Here is an 18,602-nt window from a genome sequence, read left to right as displayed (position 1 = left end):
TTTTCGGCTCCTGGGGCTCGGCACCTGACCCCCGACCCCATGCAGCCTGCTTCTCCTAGCGCAGCGTGCTTCGGCAAGCTGCCGACACACGGCGACTTCGTCCGCCACCACGCGGGTGGGCGGGCGATGCGAGCCTTCGACGAGTGGGTGCAGCGGGACGTAGCGCAGGCGCGGTCGGTGTCGGGCGAGGCCCCTCCAGAGGGTACGACCGCCTGCTTCTTTGCCGATATGCCCGGTGCCCCGCACGCCCTCGCTGGCGCGTTCCGGCCGAGCCGCGACCGGACGGGGCGGCGCTATCCGTTCCTCGTCGCCGTCGAGGTGGAGAAGCGCCAGGTAGACGGGCGGCGCATCCCGTCGTGGCCGGCGCGCTACCGGGCGTTCTACGACGCGGCCGCCGGGCTCGTAGACGACGCCGTCGAAGGCCGCCTCGCCGAAGGCACGCTGGCAGGTCGACTCCAGACGCTGCGCTCGATCCACGACGCCACACCGTTTCTCGTAGACTACGAGTTCCGCCTGCGCCAGGCCCCCTCGCGCGACCTCTGGGCCCGCACCTGGGGCGACTCGGAGGACGGGCGCAAGTACGTCACGCTGAAGAACCTGACGGACGCGCTGGGCCGAGCGCGCAACGGGCACGGCCACCTGCCGGCTGCGCTCCGGCTGCCGCTCCCCAGTGCGACCGGCGATCTCGACGTGAGCTTCTGGCTCGAGACCTGCTGGCAGATGCTGGGAGCTACGCCGGACGCGCCGCTCTTCTTCTGGACGGCGTCCCCGGGGGCGAGCAACACGCTCCTTCTCGCGCCCGTGCCGCCGCCGCGCGGGCTGTTCACCGCAGGCCCCACGCTCACCGACGGGGTGCTCGTGCTCGACGACGCCCGGGGAGAGCCTGCCGCGCTGGCCGCGCTCGCGCTTCCCCCTCGTCTCGGAAGCCTCCTCGAGCACGAAGCCATGACCCTGCTCGACTTTATTCGTCGTATCAATAGGTAGAAGAGCCGAACCAACGGCTCCTGCCCTCCGCCATGCCCGACACGCCCCCCAACGTACCGCCCGTGGAGACGCCGACTGACGCAGCGCCCGACGCCACCGAAGCGCAGAACCTCTCGGCGCTCCTCCAGGCCGTCCGCGCGCCGATCTCCGAGGCGAACCCGGTCGGCGAGGACGTGAAGTACGAGGACAGCTTCCAGCAACTCAAGGCCGAGGTGGACAAGCTCCAGAGCGCGAGCGCCGACGCGGACTTCGAGCGGATCGTAGAGCTCGGCCAGAAGGTGCTCACCGAGCAGTCGAAAGACCTCACGGCGGCGGCCTTCCTCGGGATCGGCCTCGTCCGCACGGCGGGCACCACCGGCGTCGCCGAGAGCGTAGAGGTGGCGCGGCTCCTGTGCGAGACGTACTGGGACGACCTCTACCCGCCGCCCCGGCGCATGGCGGCGCGCAAAAACGCGCTCCAACTCCTCATCGACCGCTCGCACGAGTGGCTCGAAGGCCAGAAGCCGAAGCGCGGCGACGAAGAAGCGCTCGCCCGTGCCCGCGACAGCTACAAGACGCTCCAGGCCCTCGTCATGGAGCGGATGGACGAGCATGCGCCCGTCGTCAGCAAGATGACCAAGCTGCTCGAGGCCAAGCTCCGCGCCGTCCCGAAGGCGCCGTCCTCGAAGCCTACTGCGCCGTCGGGCGACGGAGCCGCCGCGCCGACCGCAGCACCGAGCGCCCCCTCCGAACTGAGCAGTCCGGCCGGCGCAGCCGATGCCATTACCGCCGCAGCGGCTTTCTTGCACGACCACGACAAGACGGACCCGGCCCCGTTCCGGCTCGCCCGTGCGCTGCACTGGGGCGGCCTCCTCGCCGCTCCGCCCGCCGAGCAGGGGCGGACCCGCATTCCGCCGTTCGTCGAGCAGCGCAAAGACTACCTCGACGGCCTCCTCAGCCGCGCCCAGTTCGCCGATCTCGCGAGCGAGGCCGAAGAGACCTTCCGCGAGCAGCCGTTCTGGCTCGACCTCCAGCGCTACGTCGTCACGGCGCTCGACGCGCTCGGGACTCCGCTCACCCCGGCCCGCGACGGTGTGGTCGAGGACGTGGTCGGCCTCGTCCGCCGCTTCCCGTCGCTGCCGTCGCTGACTTTCGATGACGGCACCCCGTTCGCCGACGCCGCGACGCAGGAGTGGATCGAGACCCGCATCCGCCCGGCGCTCGGCGGGGGCGAGCCGGCTGAGCCGGTGCTCGCGACGGACGGCGAGGCGAGCGCGGTGGACAACGCCTACGCCGAGGCGCGCACGCACCTCGCCTCCGGCGACCTCGACGCGGCACTCGCCCTGCTCGGCGAAGGCACCGATGCCGCTGGCCGCGACCGGTTCCGCCGCCGGTTCTACCTCGCCTCGCTTTGCCTCCGCGGCGGCCGACCCGCCGTCGCCCGCCCGATCCTCGAAGCGCTCGACGCCGAGATCGCGGCCCACCGGCTCGACGTGTGGGACCCGGCGCTCGCGCTCGAAGTCTGGACCGCGCTCCACGGCTGCTACGCTGCGCTCCAGCGTGCCACCTCCGCCGCCGACAAGCCCGCGCTCCAGGAAGCCGCCGAGCGCATCTTCGCGAAGGTCTGCGCCGCCGACCCGGCCCGCGCGCTCGCCGTCCAGAGCGCCAAGCAGGGCTAATCCCGCGTCGCGCTCGCTAGTCCCTTGAATTGTAAACTTTTTTCCCTACCTTCCTGAACCCCGCAGGCTTGCGTTCCGGCTTACAAGGTATCCGGCTTCGCCGTGCCCACGCCGCCCAGCCCTGCATCACCCCGAACCGAGGACCGTCATGGCCCAGAGCTTTCAGCGCGAAAAACCCCCCGCCCGCGTCAACCTTTTTCTCGAAGTCGACAAGGGCGACGCCCAGGAGAAAATCGAACTCCCGATGCGGCTCATGGTGATGGGGGATTACCGAGGCCGGCCCGACGACACACCGCTGGCCGAGCGCGAGCTGATCAACCTCAACAAGGACAACTTCGAGGACGTCCTCAAGTCGATGGACGTAAAGCTCGAGTACACGGTCCCGGACGAGCTTTCGGAGAGCGACGACGCCGAGATGAAGGTCGAGCTCGACATCGATTCGATGAAGTCGTTCACGCCGGAGGAGGTCGCCAAGCAGGTACCGCAGCTCAACCGGATGCTCGCCATGCGGAACCTCCTCCAGGACCTCCGCAACCGCGTCGTCTCGGCCAACGACTTCCGCAAGCAGCTCGAAGGCATCGTCAAGGACGAGGCCGCGCTCGCCAGCCTCGCCGCCGAGCTCGAGCAGTTCGTCCAGACCGACGACGCCGGCGAGGACGACGCCGAAGGCTAGACTCCCGATCCCAGACCCTCTGACCCCAGATCCCCATCCTCATGGCTGAGACCCAGCAAGACGGGGCCGCCGCGGCCGCCGAGACCGAAGACCAAGGCAGCATCCTCGATTCCATCTTCCAGCAGGTCGCCGTCGCCGCGCCCGAGGGTGCCGTCAACGTCGGTGAGTTCGACGACGTGACCGCCAACGCCGACAAGCCGCGCGGGGCCGTCGTCGCCGCCGCGCTCCGCGTCTTCGTCGACGCCGTGAACGACCTCGAAGCGCCGGTCGAGAAGGTCGACAAAGAGCTGATCGACTCGATGGTCGCCCAGCTCGACCACAAGCTCTCCGAGCAGCTCGACGCGATCATGCACCACGAGGCGTTCCAGGAGGTGGAGTCCTCGTGGCGCAGCCTGAAGTTCCTCGTGGACCGGACGGACTTCCGCAAGAACGTCAGGATCGAGATGGTCAACTGCTCCAAGGAGGACCTCCTGGAGTCGTTCGAGGACGCGCCGGAGCTAATCCAGTCGGCGCTCTACAGGCACGTCTACACGAACGCCTACGACCAGCCCGGCGCGGACCCCTACAGCGCGATCGTGACGAACTACGAGTTCAAGAACACGCCGCAGGACATCGCGCTGATGCAGCAGGCCTCGCAGGTGGCCGCCGCCGCGCTCTGCCCGTTCGTCGCAAGCGTCGGGCACGAGTTCTTCGGCAAGGAGTCGATGGAGGAGTGGAAGAAGATCCCCGACGTCTCGGCCCACATGGAGACGGTCGACTTCGTCAAGTGGAACGCCTTCCGCGAGAGCCCGGACTCGCGCTACCTCGCGCTCACGTTCCCGCGCTTCATGCTCCGCCTGCCCTACGGCGAGGACACGGTCCCCGTCAAGAACTTCAACTACAACGAGGACGTCACCGGGGCCGACCACGACAAGTACCTCTGGGGCAACGCCTCGTTCTCGTTCGCCTCGAACATGGTGGAGGCCTACGTCCGCGACGGCTGGAGCGTCCAGATCCGCGGCCCGCAGTCCGGCGGCAGGGTCTCCGACCTCCCGGTCCACCTCTACGACGTCGGCAAGGGCAAGCAGATGAAGATCCCGACCGAGGTGCCGATCTCGGAGACGCTCGAGTTCGAGTGCGCCAACCTCGGCTTCATCCCGCTCTCGATCTACGAGGGCAAGGACTTCGCCTGCTTCTTCTCAGCCAACTCCTCCCAGAAGCCGACCCTCTACGACGACCCCGAGGCGACGGCCAACAGCCGGATCAACGCCCGGCTCCCGTACATCATGCTCGGCTCGCGGATCTCGCACTACCTCAAGGTGCTCCAGCGCGAGAACATCGGCGCGACGAAGGACGCCGGCCGGATCGAGGAGGAGCTCAACAAGTGGATCAGCGGCCTCGTCACCAAGATGCCGAACCCGACCGAGGAGATGATCGCCAAGTACCCGCTCCGGAGCGGGCAGGTGACCGTCCAAGACCTCGACGACAACCCGGGGTTCTACCGCGTCCAGATGTCGATCATGCCGCACTTCCAGATCGAGGGGATGGACATCAACCTCTCGATGGTGAGCAAGATGCCGAAGGCGAAGTAAGACAAGCGACGAGATCCAAGCGACGAGCTACGAACTCGCGGCGGGCCCCCGGTCGTCATTCGTAACTCGCCGTTCGTCGCTCTACCTCTGATCTGTTCTTTCGCTGTTTCCTGCGTGTCCCTGTAGGAGGGAACTTCCCGTTTCCCTGGCAGACACTTGAAGCACTCGTTCGGCGGGCTCCGCTCGGCTCTGCTTCACCCCTACCGCTTCATCCAACCAACCCCCAAGAGGTTCTTGCTATGCCCCTCGAATGCGCCATGACTTACTCGAACGACATCGTCGGCTCCAACACCAAAGGAGGTCGCGCTCAGACCTCGGCGATCGTCGAGTTCTCGCACCAAGTCTACAGCCCCGTCGACGTGCAGGAAGGCACCGTCACCGGCAGCCGCGTCCACGGCACGGCCGAGGTGACGAAGGAGATCGACACCGCCTCGCCGTCGCTCTACCAGGCCTGCTGCACCGGCCAGACGCTCGACCAGATCGTGATCGACTTCTACAAAATCACGCCCGCTGGCAAGGAGGAGATCTACTACACGATCACGATGAGCGGGGTGAAAGTGGCGTCGGTCACGAACAACGTCCCGAACACGAAGGACCCGTCGTTCGAGAAGCTCAACCACCAGGAGCGCGTCAGCTTCCTCTACGAGAAGATCAACTGGAAGCACGCCGATGGCTACGAGTACGAAGACGAGTGGGCTGCCATGCCTGCCTAGTCCGGCCTCCGCCTTCGAGCGCCGCACGGGCTACGGGTCTCGGCCCGGCGGACCGTGCGGCGCTCGGCATCTCGGCCCGACGAGCTTCCGATGAAAGCAAGCCTCTACGACGTGCTGCGCGGGCGCTTCGGCGACGGTCGCCGGACCGAGACCGTCGCGCCCGAGGCGCAGCGCGAGCACAGCATCGTCGCCAACCTCGACCGGCTGCTCAACACCCGGCAGGGGGCGCTCAGCCACCTTCCGGGCTACGGCCTGCCGGACATCTCCGACGTCTACCGCGAGATGCCCGGCTCGGTCGTCGAGCTCAAACGGGCCATCGAGTCGACGGTCGAGACGTTCGAGCCGCGCCTGCGCCGCGTCCGCGTCGAGCACCAGGCCACGGACCGCTACGCGATGCAGCTCGTCTTCCTGCTGACGGCCGAGACGCTCGACGGCGACCGCGTCCGCTTCAAGACGACCTTTTCCTCGGAAGAGGAAGCCCACGTCACGCCGGTGGTAAGCACCCGGTAACACCCTGACCCGCGAACGCCTGCCGCCATGAGCCAGCGACGCTACTTCGACGAGGAGATGCGCTACCTGCACGAGGCGGGGAAGGCGTTCGCGCAGGTCCACCCCGAGCAGGCGCGCTACCTCAACATCGACAGCGTCACCGACCGGGACCCGTACGTCGAGCGCCTCTTCGAGGGGTTCGCGCTCCTCACCGGCCGCATCCGCGAGCGCCTCGACGACGAGCTGCCGCAGATCACCGAGGGGCTGTGCGAGCTGCTCTTTCCGCACTTCCTGCGCCCGGTCCCGTCGCTTTCGCTCGTCGCGTTCGAGGGCCAGCGAAGCGGGGAGAAGACCGTGCTCCCGCGCGGCACCGAGGTGCAGAGCGACCCGGTAGGAGACGAGAATACCGTCTGCCGGTTCGTGACCACGCGCGCAGTCACCGTCCAACCCCTTCGCCTCGACGACGTAGCGCTCGCCTGGGCCGCGGACGGGACCTCCAGCGCGGCGCTCTCGTTTGCCTGCACGGCCGGGGCCACCCTGGCTGACCTCGACCTCGGCGCGCTCCGGCTGTACTTCCACGCCGACCCGGCGACGGCCGCGGCGATGCACTACTTCTTCACCCGCCGGGTCCGCACCGTCACCGTCGAGAGCGGCGAGGCGTCGCTCCGGCTGCACGGGCAGGAGTGGGTCCGGCCCGGCGGCCTCGGCCTCGACGACGCCCTCTTGCCCGAGGCCGAGCGCGCGCCGTCCGGCCTCCGGCTGCTGCAGGAGTATCTGGCGTTCCGGCCCAAGTTCTGGTGCGCCGACCTCCTCGGCCTCGACCGGTTCGACCCGGAAGGGCAGGCCGACGCGTTCCGCGTCACGCTCCACTTCGACCGGAGCTACCCCGAGCCGCAGCGCTTCGGGGCCGAGCAGGTGAGGCTCTTCGCCAGCCCCGTCGTCAACCTCTTCGAGCAGGACGCCGAACCGGTCCGGGCGGACCACCGCAGCGCCGAGTACCGCGTTGTGGCCGACGTGCGCCGCCGCACCGGCGTCGAGGTCTACGCCGTCGAGTCAGTGACGGGAATCGAGGACATGACCGGCCGGCGGCACGCGTACCGGCGGCTGCTCTCGCCCGAGCGCGCCGGGGGCGACCGGACCTACACCGCCGTCTCGCGCCGCGGCCTCACCGACCGCTACGAGACGACGCTCACGCTCCAGGGCGTGGCCCCAACCGGCGACGGGACGCTGCCGGTCGAGACCCTGTCGCTCGCGCTCCGCTGCACCAACGGGACGATTCCGCGCGAGCATCTCCGGGAGCGCTCGGTCAACCGCTTCGCCTCGAAGAGCATCCGCAACGTCGCCGTCCAGAACCTCGTGCAGCCGACTCTCATCCGCTACCCGCCGACCGATCGGCAGCAGGACTTCTACTGGATGCTGCTCTCGCACTGGTCGTTCAACTACCGCTCGGCGGCGACGCGCGAGGCGCTCGCGGGCGTGCTCCGGCTCTACGACTGGAGCGGGGCCGAGAGTGTCCGGCAGCGGATCGATGGCATCCGCGACGTGCGCTGGGTACCGAAGGAGCGCATCCACCGGGGTGCCGTGCTGCGCGGCACCGAGGTCACGGTCGAACTCGACGAACAGAAGTTCGCGGACACCGGCGACGCGGCCCTGCTCGGCCTCGTCCTCAGCCGGTTCTTCGCGTCCTACGCGACGATCAACTCGTTCGTCCACCTCGCGGTCGTCCTCATGCCCTCGGGCGAGACGATGCGGTGGGAGGCCGAGCAGGGAGAGCAGCTGCCGCTGTGAGCGAAGCCACGGTCCATACCGCCCCGGAGCACGACGCGGTGCCTGCCGACGAGGAGGCGCGCCCGACGCGTGGCATCTATGCCGACCTCTTCCGCGCCGGCTACCGGTTCGACTTCTTCCAGGCGGTCCGCCTCCTCGAAGCCTACTTCCCCGACGCCCCCGCGCCCGGCACGAGCGCCGATCCCGACGCCGAGCGCATCCGCTTCCTCCCGCACCCCGCGACCATCTTCCCCTCCTCCGACGTGCGCTCGGTGGCGCTCGGCGATGACGGAGCTGAGGTGACAGTCACCTTCATGGGCCTCTACGGCATCGCCTCGCCGCTGCCGGTCTACCTCTACGAAGACATCGCCACGGAAGCCGCCGAGACGCTCCCGCTCCGGCACTTCCTGGACCTCTTCAACCACCGCCTCTACAGCTACTTCTACCGGGCCTGGAAGAAGTACCGCGCAGGCGATTTCGGGAGCTATGCGCCCTATCTTCTCGCGGTCGCCGGCCTCGCCAACCCGGGCGCCCTTGCCAATGCGCCAGTTTCCACGGACCGCCTCGCCGGCTTGGCCGGCCTCCTCAGCCGGCGTGTCCGTACGGCCGAGGGGTTGAGGACGCTCGTCGGCGCGTTCACGGACGGGCTGGAAGTGGGCGTGGAGGAGAACGTGATGCGGCGGGTGCAGGTCGAGAACCGGCCCCGGCTCGGGCAAAGCGGGACCCGCGCCACGCTGGGCGGCTCGGCGCTCCTCGGCGCGAGCGTGCTCGACGCGGGCGGCAAGTTCCGCGTCGTCCTCGGCCCGATGGGGCTGGAGGACTTCGAGGCCTACCTCCCCGGCGGCGCGCGCGCCGACGCCCTCGGCTGGCTCGTCGGCCTCTACGCCCCCGACCACCTCGACTTCGACGTGCGCCTCCTGCTCCGCACCGGCGACGTGCCCGGCCTCCGCCTCGGCGACCGCACCGCCCGCCTCGGCGAGAACACCTGGGTCGGGCGGCCCCGCGAGGCCGTCATCACCGAACGCATCGTCGCCTACGCCTGAGGGGCAGCGGACAGAAAACAGCGAGCAGAAGACAGCCTCACACTCCCGACCCCGGACACCCGACTCGGCCCCGCCATGATCTCGAAAGACCTCAAAAAGCTCCTCCAGAAGCTCAACGGCACCGTCACCCGTGCCCTCGAAGCCGCCGCCGGGTTCGCAATCGCGCGCGGCCACTACGAGGTCTCGACCGAGCACCTGCTCGCCAAGCTTCTCGAAGCCGGCGGTGGCGACATCCCGCGCGTCCTCGACCGGTTCGGCGTGGACAGCGGGCGGCTGTGGGAGGCGATCACGACGCGGCTCGAGGGCTTCAAGACGGGCAACACCGGGCGGCCGACGTTCTCGCCGATCCTGCTCGACCTCGTCGAGAAGGCGTTCGTCGTCGGGTCGGTCCACCACGGCGACGCCGAGGTGCGCTCGGGCTACCTCCTCGAAGCGCTCCTCGAGAGCGACGGGCTGCGGATGGACGAGGTGACGGACGTGCTCGCGCCCGTCAAGCCGGACGCGCTCCGCGAGGACTTCTTCGAGATCGTCGCCGGCTCGGCGGAGGACCAGGCGGCGCTCCGCACCGGCGGGCCGCGCGCGGCCGGGCCGGGCAAGCGCGCGGGCGAGACCGCGCTCGACCTCTACACCGAGAACCTCACCGAAAAGGCCCGGCAGGGCGGCATCGACCCGATCTTCGCGCGCGACGGCGAGATCCGGCAGATGATCGACGTGCTCAGCCGGCGGCGCAAGAACAACCCGATCCTCGTCGGCGAGGCCGGGGTCGGCAAGTCGGCCGTCGTCGAGGGCCTCGCGCTGCGGCTCGCGCACGGCGACGTGCCGGACAGCCTGAAGGAAGTCGAGATCGTCGGGCTCGACCTCGGGCTGCTCCAGGCCGGAGCCGGGGTCAAGGGCGAGTTCGAGAACCGGCTCAAGTCCGTCATTCAGGAGGTCCGCGAGGCTCCCAAGCCGACGATTCTCTTCATCGACGAGGCGCACACCCTCATCGGCGCAGGCGGAGCTGCCGGGACCGCCGACGCGGCCAACCTCCTCAAGCCCGCCCTCGCGCGCGGCGAGCTGCGGACCGTCGCCGCGACGACCTGGAGCGAGTACAAGAAGTACATCGAGAAGGACCCGGCGCTAGAGCGGCGCTTCCAGATGGTCAAGATCGAGGAGCCCTCGGTCGAGGACGCGACGACGATGCTGCGCGGGATCAAGTCGATCTACGAGGACCACCACGACGTGCAGATCACGAACGAGGCCGCGCACGCCGCCGCCGCCTTCGGCGACCGCTACATCACCGGGCGCCAGCTCCCCGACAAGGCCGTGGACCTCATGGACACCGCCTCGGCGCGCGTCAAGATGAGCCAGTCGGCCAAGCCCGGTGCCGTCGACGACGTCGAGCGCCGGCTCCTGAACCTCGCCATCACCGCGAAGGCGATGCGGCGCGACCTCGAGACCGGCCTCCACGACGACGCGGACGCGCTCGCGGCCCTCGAAGCCGAGCAGGCTGAGCTAGAGCAGCGGCGCGACGCGCTCCTCGACCGCTGGGAGCGCGAGCGCGAGGTCGTGCTTGAGATCGAGTCCGTGCGCCAGCAGATCGCCGAGCACCTCGGCGGCGATGGCGCGCCGGCCGAGCAAGACAGCCTGCGCGACAAGCTAGGCAGGCTCAAAGAGCAGCTGGCCGAGGTGCAGCAGGGCGAGGCCCTCGTCTACGCCGCCGTCGACGAGCGCGTCGTCGCCAGCGTCATCGCCGACTGGACCGGCATCCCGGCCGGCACGATGGAGCGCGACGAGGCCGAGACCCTCCTCGCCCTCGAAGCCGACCTCGGGCAGTCCATCAAGGGCCAGGACGAGGCGCTCGATCAGATCGCCGACACGATCCGCACCGCCAAAGCCGGGATGGGTAACCCCGACGCGCCGATTGCCGTCTTCCTGCTCGTCGGGCCGAGCGGGGTCGGCAAGACCGAGACCGCCAAGCAGCTCGCCGAGCGGCTCTTCGGCGGCGAGCGCTTCCTGACGACGATCAACATGAGCGAATACCAGGAGGCGCACACCGTCTCGTCGCTCAAAGGCTCGCCGCCCGGCTACGTCGGCTATGGTGAGGGCGGGGTCCTCACCGAGGCCGTCCGCCGCCAGCCCTACTCGGTCGTGCTCCTCGACGAGGCCGAGAAGGCGCACACCGACGTGATGGAGATGTTCTACCAGGTCCTCGACAGCGGCATGATGCGCGATGGCGAGGGGCGCGAGATCAACTTCCGAAACACCGTCATCCTGATGACCTCCAACATCGGGAGCGCGACCGTGATCGAGGCGGCGACGGCAGGCAGCCGCCCCGACGCTGACACGCTCCGCGCGGCGATCCACCCCGAACTCGTCGGGCACTTCCAGGCGGCGCTCCTCGGGCGGATGAAGGTGGTCCCGTACTACCCGCTCGACAAAGACGCCATCGCCCGCATCACGCGGCTCAAGCTCGACAAGATCGGCCGCCGCCTCCGTGCCACGCACGGGATGCGGTTTGAATATGGCGACCGGATCGTCGAGCGCATCGCCGAGCGCTGCACGCAGGTCGACTCCGGCGCGCGCAACATCGACTTCATCATCGACCGGACGCTCCTGCCCGAGGCGAGCCGCGCCCTCCTCGCCCAGATGGCCGACGCGACCACGCCCGAGCGCCTCGCCCTCGGCATCGACGAGCAGGGCGACTTCACGTATACTTTTGGCGGAGACGAAGAGGCAGCGGCGGCAGAGCCTGCCGAAGCGGACCTCGCTACTTCCTAACGCTTACTTCGCACCCGATGGCAACGACTCCGGCGAACGCGCTCAAGTTCTCTTTCTCGACGGCCCAGCTCGGCGAGGACACGCTCGAGGTGGTCAGCTTCGTCGGCCGCGAGGCGATCTCGCAGCCGTTCCGGTTCGAGCTCGAGCTGCTGTCCACCGACCCGTCGGTCCCGTTCTCCGACCTCATGGACCAGCCCGCGACGCTCGTCCTCCACGGCGAGGACGAGCCGTGGCCGGTCCACGGCGTCGTGGCGCACTTCGAGCAGGGCGGCCCCGTCGGGAGCGACTACTACCGCTACCGCGCCGTCCTCGTCCCGCGCCTGTGGCGGCTCTCGCTGACCCACCAGAGCCGCATCTTCCAGGAGCAGTCTGTCCAGGAGATCATCGAGGCCGTCCTCACCGACGCGGGCTTCGCCGGGGGCGACTTCGAGTTCCTGCTCCAGGCGAGCTACCCGGCGCGCGAGTACTGCACGCAGTACCAGGAGACGGACCTCGCGTTCGTGTCGCGCCTCTGCGAGCACGAGGGCATCCAGTTCTTCTTCCGGCAGGAGGGGAGCCGCGAGGTCGTCGTCTTCACCGACGACCGGAGCCAGAACCCGCCCATCGAGGGCGAAGACACGGTGACCTACCAGCGGATGGACGGCTTCGCCCAGCCGCACACCGAGACCGTGCAGCAGTTTCTCTTCCGCGAACAGATCGTCACCGGCAAGGTGATCCTCAAGGACCACAACTACCGCACGCCGGAGGAGAAGCTGTGCGTCGAGTCGCAGATCAACCGCGACCAGCCGGGGACGTACTACGAGTACGGCCCGCACTTCCAGGACGCCGACGAAGGCGACCGGCTGGCGCGCGTCCGCAACGAGGAGATCGAGTGCCAGCGGCGCGCCGGGCAAGGGGAGGGGACGTGCCTGCGGCTCCGCGCCGGGCACACCTTCACGCTTGATCAGCACTACCGCCTCGACCTCAACCACGCCTACCTCGTTACCGAAATCACGCACTACGGCTCGCAGCGAGGAGCGATGACCATGCAGGCAGGCGAAGACGCGGCCGTGCCCTACCGCAACGAGTTCAGGTGCATCCCGGCCGACGTCGCGTTCCGCCCGCCGCGTCTGACGCCGGAGCCTCGTCTCCCCGGTGTGATGACAGCGAAAGTCGAAACAGCCGGCGGCCTCTACGCCCACCTCGACGACCAAGGGCGCTACCACGCCAAGATGGACTTCGACCTCGGCGACGCGGTCGACGGCACCGCCACGCTCCCGATTCCCATGAACCAGGGCTACTCGGGGGCGGACTACGGCATCCACTTTCCCAATCACGCCGGCACCGAGATGATCTGGGCGTGCCTCAACGGGGACATCGACCGCCCGTTTGCGCTCGGTACCGTTCCCAACCCATCGCAGGCATCGCCCTCGACGGTGCGTAACAAGCACCAGAACGTTATCCGCACCTGGGGCAAGAACGAACTCACCTTCGACGACAAGCAGGGCGAAGAGAACATCTACCTCCACGCCACCAGAAACCACACGGTCGAGGTGAAGAACGACGAGACCATCACGATCGGTCATGACCAGTCCGAGTGGGTCAGGCACAACCAGCGCCTGCAGGTCGATAACAATCGGGATAAGGTTGTCGGAGCCGACCAGACAGAGATGGTTGGGGCGAACAAGACGATCACCGTTGGGGGCAACCACAGCGAGACGATCGTCGGCAACATGACGCAGAACGTCGCGGGCGCCAAAGCGGAGAACATCACAGCAGCGAAGTCGCTCGCTATCGGGGCAGCCTATCAGGTCACCGTCGGCGCGGCGATGAATGAAACCGTCGGCGGAGCTAAAATGGAAGAGGTCGGCGCGTTCAAAGGCGAAGCCATCGGCGGCAACAAGAGTGAGACCATCGGCGGCTCCAAGTCGGTCTCTGTAGGCAAGAGTTTCTCGATCAACGTCGGCGATGGCCAGTCGCTGAGCGTGGTCAAGGACCTCGACGAGAAGATCGGCGGCAACCACCATGAGCAGGTTACGAAGGAGTGGGCCGTCAACGCGAAGAAGATCCAACTCATGGCCGAGGACCAGATCGTGCTGAAGACGGGCAAGGCCGAGATCATCATGAAGAAGAGCGGCGACATCATCATCAAGGGCAAGAAGATCCAGGTGAAGGGGAGTGGCGATGTCGTCATCAAGGGTAGCAAGATCAAGGAGAACTGAACATGCCCTCGGAACACACTCCTCAAGTCACCGGGCCGGAGTTGCTCGACGCGCCACCTCCCAGTGCAGGAGGCGTGTGCATAGGCACGCTCGTCAGCGCCGAGCCGGGCGCGGGGCTGCGCGTGGTCTATCCAGGCCACGGATGGGATCCCGTCGCTGCCCGCTCGACCGTCGCCGTGACGCCGAGCGCGGTTGGACAACAGGTCGTGCTCGCCTTCGAACAGAGTGACCCGCAGCGCCCCGTCGTGCTAGGCGTGCTGCAGACGGCGCCGGTTCATGAGCCGCCGCCACAAGCACCGGTGCCTCAAGAACACGCTGCCGTGCTTCCGGCTGGCGCGAACCGGCAGGTCCGGGTAGATGGTCGGACGGTCTGCATCGAAGCCGAGCGCGAACTCGTCCTGCAGTGCGGTAAGAGCAGCATTCTCCTCCGCGCTAGCGGCGAGGTGGTCGTCAAAGGACTGAAGATCGTCAGCCGGGCACGTCGGACGAACAAGATCAAGGGCGGCAACGTGCTCATCAACTGATGTGCTCATCAACTGACATGGCAACCGAAGGCCTCGTCAACGAATCTCCCTTCGCAGCGCAGGAACTATTCCTCGCTGACGAAGACGGGCGCGACCTCCTCGCGGTGGTCGTGAAAGCGACGTACGCTATCCGGCCGGGCGAGCCGCTCGCGCTTGCCGAGGAGCAAGTCGCGGTTGACCTCGCAGGCACCTACTACGGCGATCCTGCCGAGTCCAGCATGCGGTTCGAGCCGGAGGTCGCTTTCGCCAAGCCAAGCACTGATGTGGTCCTTGTCGGGCACGCCTACCCTGACCGAGCCGGCGCGCGGCAGGTCGACGTTGGTTTTCAGGTCGGTCCGGTGCAGAAGACCATCCGCGTCTTCGGCGACCGGCACTGGACCTCGACGCTGGGATTCTACAAGATCAGCGAGCCGCAGCCGTTCGAGCGCGTCCCGCTGGTCTGGGAGCGCGCCTTCGGGGGGTGGGACCGTACCGCTCCCGACGAGCGCCAGCACCGCGTCGAGCAGCGGAATCCTGTCGGGGTCGGCTACCGGAAGAAGGTGCAGGTGGCCTTCGTCGAGCAGACCGCGTTGCCGAATCTGGAAGACCCACGCAAGCTCATCACGGCTCCCGGCGATACCCCGCCGCCCGCCGGCGTCGGGTTCATCGGCCCGCACTGGAGCCCTCGGCTCGGCTATGCCGGTACCTACGACGAGACGTGGCAGCAGACGCGGATGCCCCTTTTGCCCATAGACTTCGACCGGCGCTTTTTCAACGCGGCACCTCCCGGCCAGATTACCGGCAGGTATCTTCAAGGAAATGAGTCGGTCGTGATTGCCAACGCGGCATCCGTGCCGTGGCTCTCGTTCAGCCTGCCCACCGAGCCGCCGCCGCACGTAACTGTCGTGCGGCACCGAGCCGCCGACAGACCGCTGGAGCCGCATCTCGACACCGTCATCCTCGACACTGACGCGATGCAGGTGCTTCTGCTGTGGCGAGCGCACCTGCTCATTCCTGCCGGCCCCCACGCCGTCACGGCGATCCACGTCGAGCCGCACGCGCAGTCCGTACACGCCGCGCCCGACACTGCCCTCATTCCTGCTGCCTAAACCAGAGCCGTCATGGGAGTCACTGTAGGCGTCAACCAACTCTCCGTTGTCCACAAAGGCAGCGGCGGCGTCACCATCGCGTTTCCCGACGTGTGCAAGACGCCCGCGCCGCCTGCCCCGCCGGTCCCGATTCCCTATCCCAACATCGCTCGGTCTGCCGACACTGCGAAGGGAAGCAAGAAGGTGAAGTGCGACGGCAACCCGATCTGTCTCAAAGACTCCAACTTCAAGACCAGTACGGGCGACGAGCCGGGGACGCTAAAAGGCATCATCTCCAACAAGACAAAAGGTAAGGCTGAGTTTGTCAGCTTCAGCTTCGACGTGAAGGTGGAGGGGAAGAACGTCGCCCGAGCCCTCGACCTGATGTTGCACAACGACAAAAACACGCCGCCTTTTCCACTCATTCAGCCACCGATCATTAGCATCCCGGGCAACGAGAAGCCGGTGTGTCTGATCTGCGACCAACCATTCTGAGACGCATGGGTGCGCAGCGCCTGGACCTTGCAATCACAGCGGTCGGTATGGTGTCGAGCCTCGGGCTTGATGCCACAACAGGATGTGCAGCAGCGCGGGCAGGGATGGTGCGCCCGACGCCACGCGGGGGCCTGACCGTTCAGGCTGGAGACACCGACGAAGAGGTCGAGGTCCTTACCCACAGCGTTCCCACGGTCACGGACGGATTTACCGGCCTAGGTCGTCTCGCACAGCTTGGGGGAGCAGCGCTGGCCGACCTTTGGGATGGGCTCTCACCGAATGAAGAGTACCGAACAGGGTGCCTGGTCAACGTACCCAGCGGTTTGTACCACACCCAGTGGGAGCGTTGGCGGGAGGCAGAAGGGAGAAGGGAGCCAGTGACCGGCGGAGAGTACGAAATGGAGTGGCGCCAGAATGAGTATGCTTCTCGGCTTTTGCCTACCATGCTACGTCTTGCCGAACTGGACGTGGATACCGAGCACCAAGCCCTGATCTTTGAGGATCAGACTGGATTGGCAACGATGCTGCTGCGAGCCGCAAGCTGGCTCGCTGCTGGGCAGATTGAGCAGTGCATAGTTGGTGGCATTGCCAGTCACCTCGAGCCGTACCTGCTGGAGGCGCTGCTCGGCCTCTCCATGATAAAAACACCCGCCCAGGCCAACGGCTTTCTGCCCGGCGAAGGTGCTGCATTTCTGCTCGTCGAACCGTACTCAGGACAGACAGACACGCTCGGAACGATCAATGTTACGGGTCTCGACGCTGAGCCCGAGGACCGCTTTACCGGTGATCAGCCGCGCGGAGAAGCTCTGGCCCGAGTTACCGATGCTGTCCTCCGCACGTCGGGGTTTATCCCAGACATTATCGTCGGGGACCTGAACGGCGAGGTATGGCGCGCCGCAGACTGGGGTTACGCGCTGTCACGTCTCTACGCCGAACATGACGCTGCTCTCGATCGCCCGGTCTGGTATCCGGCAGCTTCATTTGGGGACACCGGAGCAGCAGCGGGACTGATCGGAGTGGCTCTGACGCTGCACCTGTTCCAGCGGGTCGCGAGGATCGAGCGGGCTTTTCTCCACCTTGCTTCTAGCAGCGGTGCCCGAGCAGCGCTGGCCCTAAGTGCCGCGCGCAACTGACCACACAGGACCGATGGGGAAATCAAGCAAGCACCAGAGCAAGGACCTGGGCGACCGCAAAGGCTGGTTCGAGAAGAACATGGACGGTAACCCGGTAGGCAAGAACTACCGCGATAACTGCGAAGGGCTCGGCTACAATGGCCCTCGCTGGGAGGCGCACCACATCGTGCCCAAGGAATCAATAAAGCAATCTATTGAGGGGAGCCCCGCTCGGCCCGGCAGTCCGACGCAGGGTGTGACCGCGATTGAAATTGAAGGGTACGCTGATTTCTTCGAGGATCTGAAGTGGGTTACTCCGTGGAACCTCGACGATCAGGACAACCTAGTCGGCATGCCTCACCTCAACTCGTTTATGATGTACTTCGACCGCGCTAGCATCGCGCTCGACCCTGAAGACCCGAAGCTGGAAATTCGTGCGGCAGAGATTGTGGGGGCGTACATGAGCCAGCGGATCGGCTCGTTTAACAGGAAGGACAGAGGAACTCGTAAGACGTGGAAGGGGCTTCTCGACAAGGAGGGATCGCCCGAGGGTTCCTGTATCCACCAGTATGTCAACTGGGGCCATACGGAGTATAACCGAGTGGTGGCGAAATGGCTACACCAGATGTGGAATCTCGTCCTAGAGGAGCGCGACGGGCATATTGAAAGCCCCGAGGCATTGGGTGTTGATCCGGCACAAATCGCGCAGGCTCTCAAAAACACCTCTCAGTGGTTCCGTCGGGAACTCGAGACTCGCGGTGAGAATGCTACCGGCGATAACTGGGCTAAGGGATACAGGAGAGTTCTGGGAAACAAGAGGAAGCGGGGTGGAGAGAGAAAGTGGGAGGAGAACCCAGACTACGATCCCACCTGGTACAAGAACTTCACCATGGCGGATGGCTGGAACCCGCTAACCGGAACAGCTAGTTGACCGCGCCTGCTCAGTCCAACCTCAATGGAAGACCTGTACTACATCACGATCCAGAAAGAGCCGACCGCGGCAGTGCTTGACGCCCTGGTAAACATCCCGCGTCCTTACAGACTTAGTAAGGACCTCTCGCTCGCTGCAGAATTTCCCGAGGACACCTATTTCCCCATGCTCCCGAACTATGGCATGGAGCTCCGCGATTTCGTTAATAATCAGAGTGGTGCGCTTGTCATCTCAGAGCGTGTCAGAACGTTCCTAGAGATACAGGAGGATTTAAGCAACGTAGAGTTCCTTCCAGTCGCGGTGCTCGATCATAAAGGACGGCCCGTGGACGAGCAGTTCTATGTCGCACACATCCTAGAGCACCAGAACTGCCTGGATGGTGAGGCCAGCGGCGGAGAAGTCTGGCCGTTTAAGCCGGACGTGTTTGCATCAGTCGAGCGCCTTGTACTCAAAGAGGGATGCCTCGATCCTGGTGTGATTTTGTTCCGTCTGGACAGATACCCATACCCTGTCCTGGTTAGGCAGAGCTTAGCTGAACGGATCAAGGCTCAGGGGTTCACTGGAATTGAGTTCAACGAGTTGGATGGTTTTAGACACATCGCGATCCTCTGACG

At 66.5% G+C, this 18,602-nt stretch carries 16 protein-coding genes; all 16 read left to right on the top strand.

Annotation, left to right across the window (positions count from 1 at the left end; genetic code table 11):
* The first annotated feature begins 39 nt into the window (after window positions 1-39).
* The 16 genes from tagF to AAGI91_10395 all read left to right on the top strand — a co-directional run bounded on the left by tagF (window position 40) and on the right by AAGI91_10395 (window position 18,600).
* Window positions 40-984: a type VI secretion system-associated protein TagF gene (gene tagF / locus AAGI91_10470; protein MEM1043042.1), complete on the top strand. Its 945-nt coding sequence runs from the start codon at window positions 40-42 to the stop codon at window positions 982-984.
* Between the two features lie 32 nt (window positions 985-1,016).
* The gene (gene tssA / locus AAGI91_10465; protein MEM1043041.1) at window positions 1,017-2,642 is read left to right on the top strand and encodes a type VI secretion system protein TssA; all 1,626 of its coding nucleotides are present in this window, start codon (window positions 1,017-1,019) and stop codon (window positions 2,640-2,642) included.
* 148 nt (window positions 2,643-2,790) lie between these two features.
* The gene (gene tssB, locus AAGI91_10460; protein ID MEM1043040.1) at window positions 2,791-3,315 is read left to right on the top strand and encodes a type VI secretion system contractile sheath small subunit; all 525 of its coding nucleotides are present in this window, start codon (window positions 2,791-2,793) and stop codon (window positions 3,313-3,315) included.
* A gap of 41 nt (window positions 3,316-3,356) precedes the next feature.
* Window positions 3,357-4,886 carry a type VI secretion system contractile sheath large subunit gene (gene tssC / locus AAGI91_10455; protein MEM1043039.1) on the top strand — a complete coding sequence of 510 codons (1,530 nt, stop codon included), beginning with the start codon at window positions 3,357-3,359 and terminating at the stop codon, window positions 4,884-4,886.
* A 257-nt stretch (window positions 4,887-5,143) separates the two neighbouring features.
* Window positions 5,144-5,599, top strand: a complete 456-nt coding sequence (gene tssD, locus AAGI91_10450) for a type VI secretion system tube protein TssD (GenBank protein MEM1043038.1) — start codon at window positions 5,144-5,146, stop codon at window positions 5,597-5,599.
* Between the two features lie 90 nt (window positions 5,600-5,689).
* Window positions 5,690-6,109, top strand: coding sequence for a type VI secretion system baseplate subunit TssE (gene tssE / locus AAGI91_10445; GenBank protein MEM1043037.1), 420 nt, complete (start codon window positions 5,690-5,692; stop codon window positions 6,107-6,109).
* A 27-nt stretch (window positions 6,110-6,136) separates the two neighbouring features.
* The gene (gene tssF, locus AAGI91_10440; GenBank protein MEM1043036.1) at window positions 6,137-7,876 is read left to right on the top strand and encodes a type VI secretion system baseplate subunit TssF; all 1,740 of its coding nucleotides are present in this window, start codon (window positions 6,137-6,139) and stop codon (window positions 7,874-7,876) included.
* Complete coding sequence (gene tssG / locus AAGI91_10435) at window positions 7,873-8,898, top strand: type VI secretion system baseplate subunit TssG (GenBank protein MEM1043035.1); 1,026 nt, start codon at window positions 7,873-7,875, stop codon at window positions 8,896-8,898. The genes tssF and tssG overlap by 4 nt, the downstream gene beginning before the upstream one ends.
* 75 nt (window positions 8,899-8,973) lie before the next feature.
* Window positions 8,974-11,658, top strand: coding sequence for a type VI secretion system ATPase TssH (tssH, locus tag AAGI91_10430; protein MEM1043034.1), 2,685 nt, complete (start codon window positions 8,974-8,976; stop codon window positions 11,656-11,658).
* A gap of 17 nt (window positions 11,659-11,675) precedes the next feature.
* The gene (gene tssI, locus AAGI91_10425) at window positions 11,676-13,859 is read left to right on the top strand and encodes a type VI secretion system tip protein TssI/VgrG (protein MEM1043033.1); all 2,184 of its coding nucleotides are present in this window, start codon (window positions 11,676-11,678) and stop codon (window positions 13,857-13,859) included.
* A gap of 2 nt (window positions 13,860-13,861) precedes the next feature.
* Window positions 13,862-14,383, top strand: a complete 522-nt coding sequence (locus AAGI91_10420) for a DUF6484 domain-containing protein (protein ID MEM1043032.1) — start codon at window positions 13,862-13,864, stop codon at window positions 14,381-14,383.
* Window positions 14,384-14,400: 17 nt separating this feature from the next.
* Entirely contained in the window at window positions 14,401-15,471 is a 1,071-nt protein-coding gene (locus AAGI91_10415) for a DUF2169 domain-containing protein (GenBank protein MEM1043031.1), read from the top strand.
* 12 nt (window positions 15,472-15,483) lie between these two features.
* A complete protein-coding gene (locus AAGI91_10410) occupies window positions 15,484-15,945 on the top strand; it encodes a DUF4150 domain-containing protein (protein ID MEM1043030.1) in 462 nt (153 codons plus the stop codon).
* A gap of 443 nt (window positions 15,946-16,388) precedes the next feature.
* Window positions 16,389-17,078 carry a beta-ketoacyl synthase N-terminal-like domain-containing protein gene (locus AAGI91_10405; GenBank protein ID MEM1043029.1) on the top strand — a complete coding sequence of 230 codons (690 nt, stop codon included), beginning with the start codon at window positions 16,389-16,391 and terminating at the stop codon, window positions 17,076-17,078.
* Window positions 17,079-17,091: 13 nt separating this feature from the next.
* On the top strand, window positions 17,092-17,988 hold the full coding sequence (locus AAGI91_10400) for a hypothetical protein (protein MEM1043028.1): 897 nt from the start codon (window positions 17,092-17,094) through the stop codon (window positions 17,986-17,988).
* 24 nt (window positions 17,989-18,012) lie between these two features.
* A complete protein-coding gene (locus AAGI91_10395; GenBank protein MEM1043027.1) occupies window positions 18,013-18,600 on the top strand; it encodes a DUF1629 domain-containing protein in 588 nt (195 codons plus the stop codon).
* The last annotated feature ends 2 nt before the right edge of the window (window positions 18,601-18,602 follow it).

The organism is Bacteroidota bacterium (assembly GCA_038746285.1).
In the GTDB taxonomy this organism is placed as follows: Bacteria; Bacteroidota; Rhodothermia; order Rhodothermales; family JANQRZ01; genus JANQRZ01.
Note: the sequence above shows the minus strand (reverse complement) of the source record. Positions and strands in the feature narration are given on the sequence as shown.

Bases quoted from the DNA above. Each gene is read 5' to 3' on its own strand.
- tagF (MEM1043042.1), top strand. From the start codon at position 40: ATGCAGCCTGCTTCTCCTAGCGCAGCGTGCTTCGGCAAGCTGCCGACA.
- tssA (MEM1043041.1), top strand. From the start codon at position 1,017: ATGCCCGACACGCCCCCCAACGTACCGCCCGTGGAGACGCCGACTGAC.
- tssB (MEM1043040.1), top strand. From the start codon at position 2,791: ATGGCCCAGAGCTTTCAGCGCGAAAAACCCCCCGCCCGCGTCAACCTT.
- tssC (MEM1043039.1), top strand. From the start codon at position 3,357: ATGGCTGAGACCCAGCAAGACGGGGCCGCCGCGGCCGCCGAGACCGAA.
- tssD (MEM1043038.1), top strand. From the start codon at position 5,144: ATGACTTACTCGAACGACATCGTCGGCTCCAACACCAAAGGAGGTCGC.
- tssE (MEM1043037.1), top strand. From the start codon at position 5,690: ATGAAAGCAAGCCTCTACGACGTGCTGCGCGGGCGCTTCGGCGACGGT.
- tssF (MEM1043036.1), top strand. From the start codon at position 6,137: ATGAGCCAGCGACGCTACTTCGACGAGGAGATGCGCTACCTGCACGAG.
- tssH (MEM1043034.1), top strand. From the start codon at position 8,974: ATGATCTCGAAAGACCTCAAAAAGCTCCTCCAGAAGCTCAACGGCACC.
- tssI (MEM1043033.1), top strand. From the start codon at position 11,676: ATGGCAACGACTCCGGCGAACGCGCTCAAGTTCTCTTTCTCGACGGCC.
- AAGI91_10420 (MEM1043032.1), top strand. From the start codon at position 13,862: ATGCCCTCGGAACACACTCCTCAAGTCACCGGGCCGGAGTTGCTCGAC.
- AAGI91_10415 (MEM1043031.1), top strand. From the start codon at position 14,401: ATGGCAACCGAAGGCCTCGTCAACGAATCTCCCTTCGCAGCGCAGGAA.
- AAGI91_10410 (MEM1043030.1), top strand. From the start codon at position 15,484: ATGGGAGTCACTGTAGGCGTCAACCAACTCTCCGTTGTCCACAAAGGC.
- AAGI91_10405 (MEM1043029.1), top strand. From the start codon at position 16,389: ATGCTACGTCTTGCCGAACTGGACGTGGATACCGAGCACCAAGCCCTG.
- AAGI91_10400 (MEM1043028.1), top strand. From the start codon at position 17,092: ATGGGGAAATCAAGCAAGCACCAGAGCAAGGACCTGGGCGACCGCAAA.
- AAGI91_10395 (MEM1043027.1), top strand. From the start codon at position 18,013: ATGGAAGACCTGTACTACATCACGATCCAGAAAGAGCCGACCGCGGCA.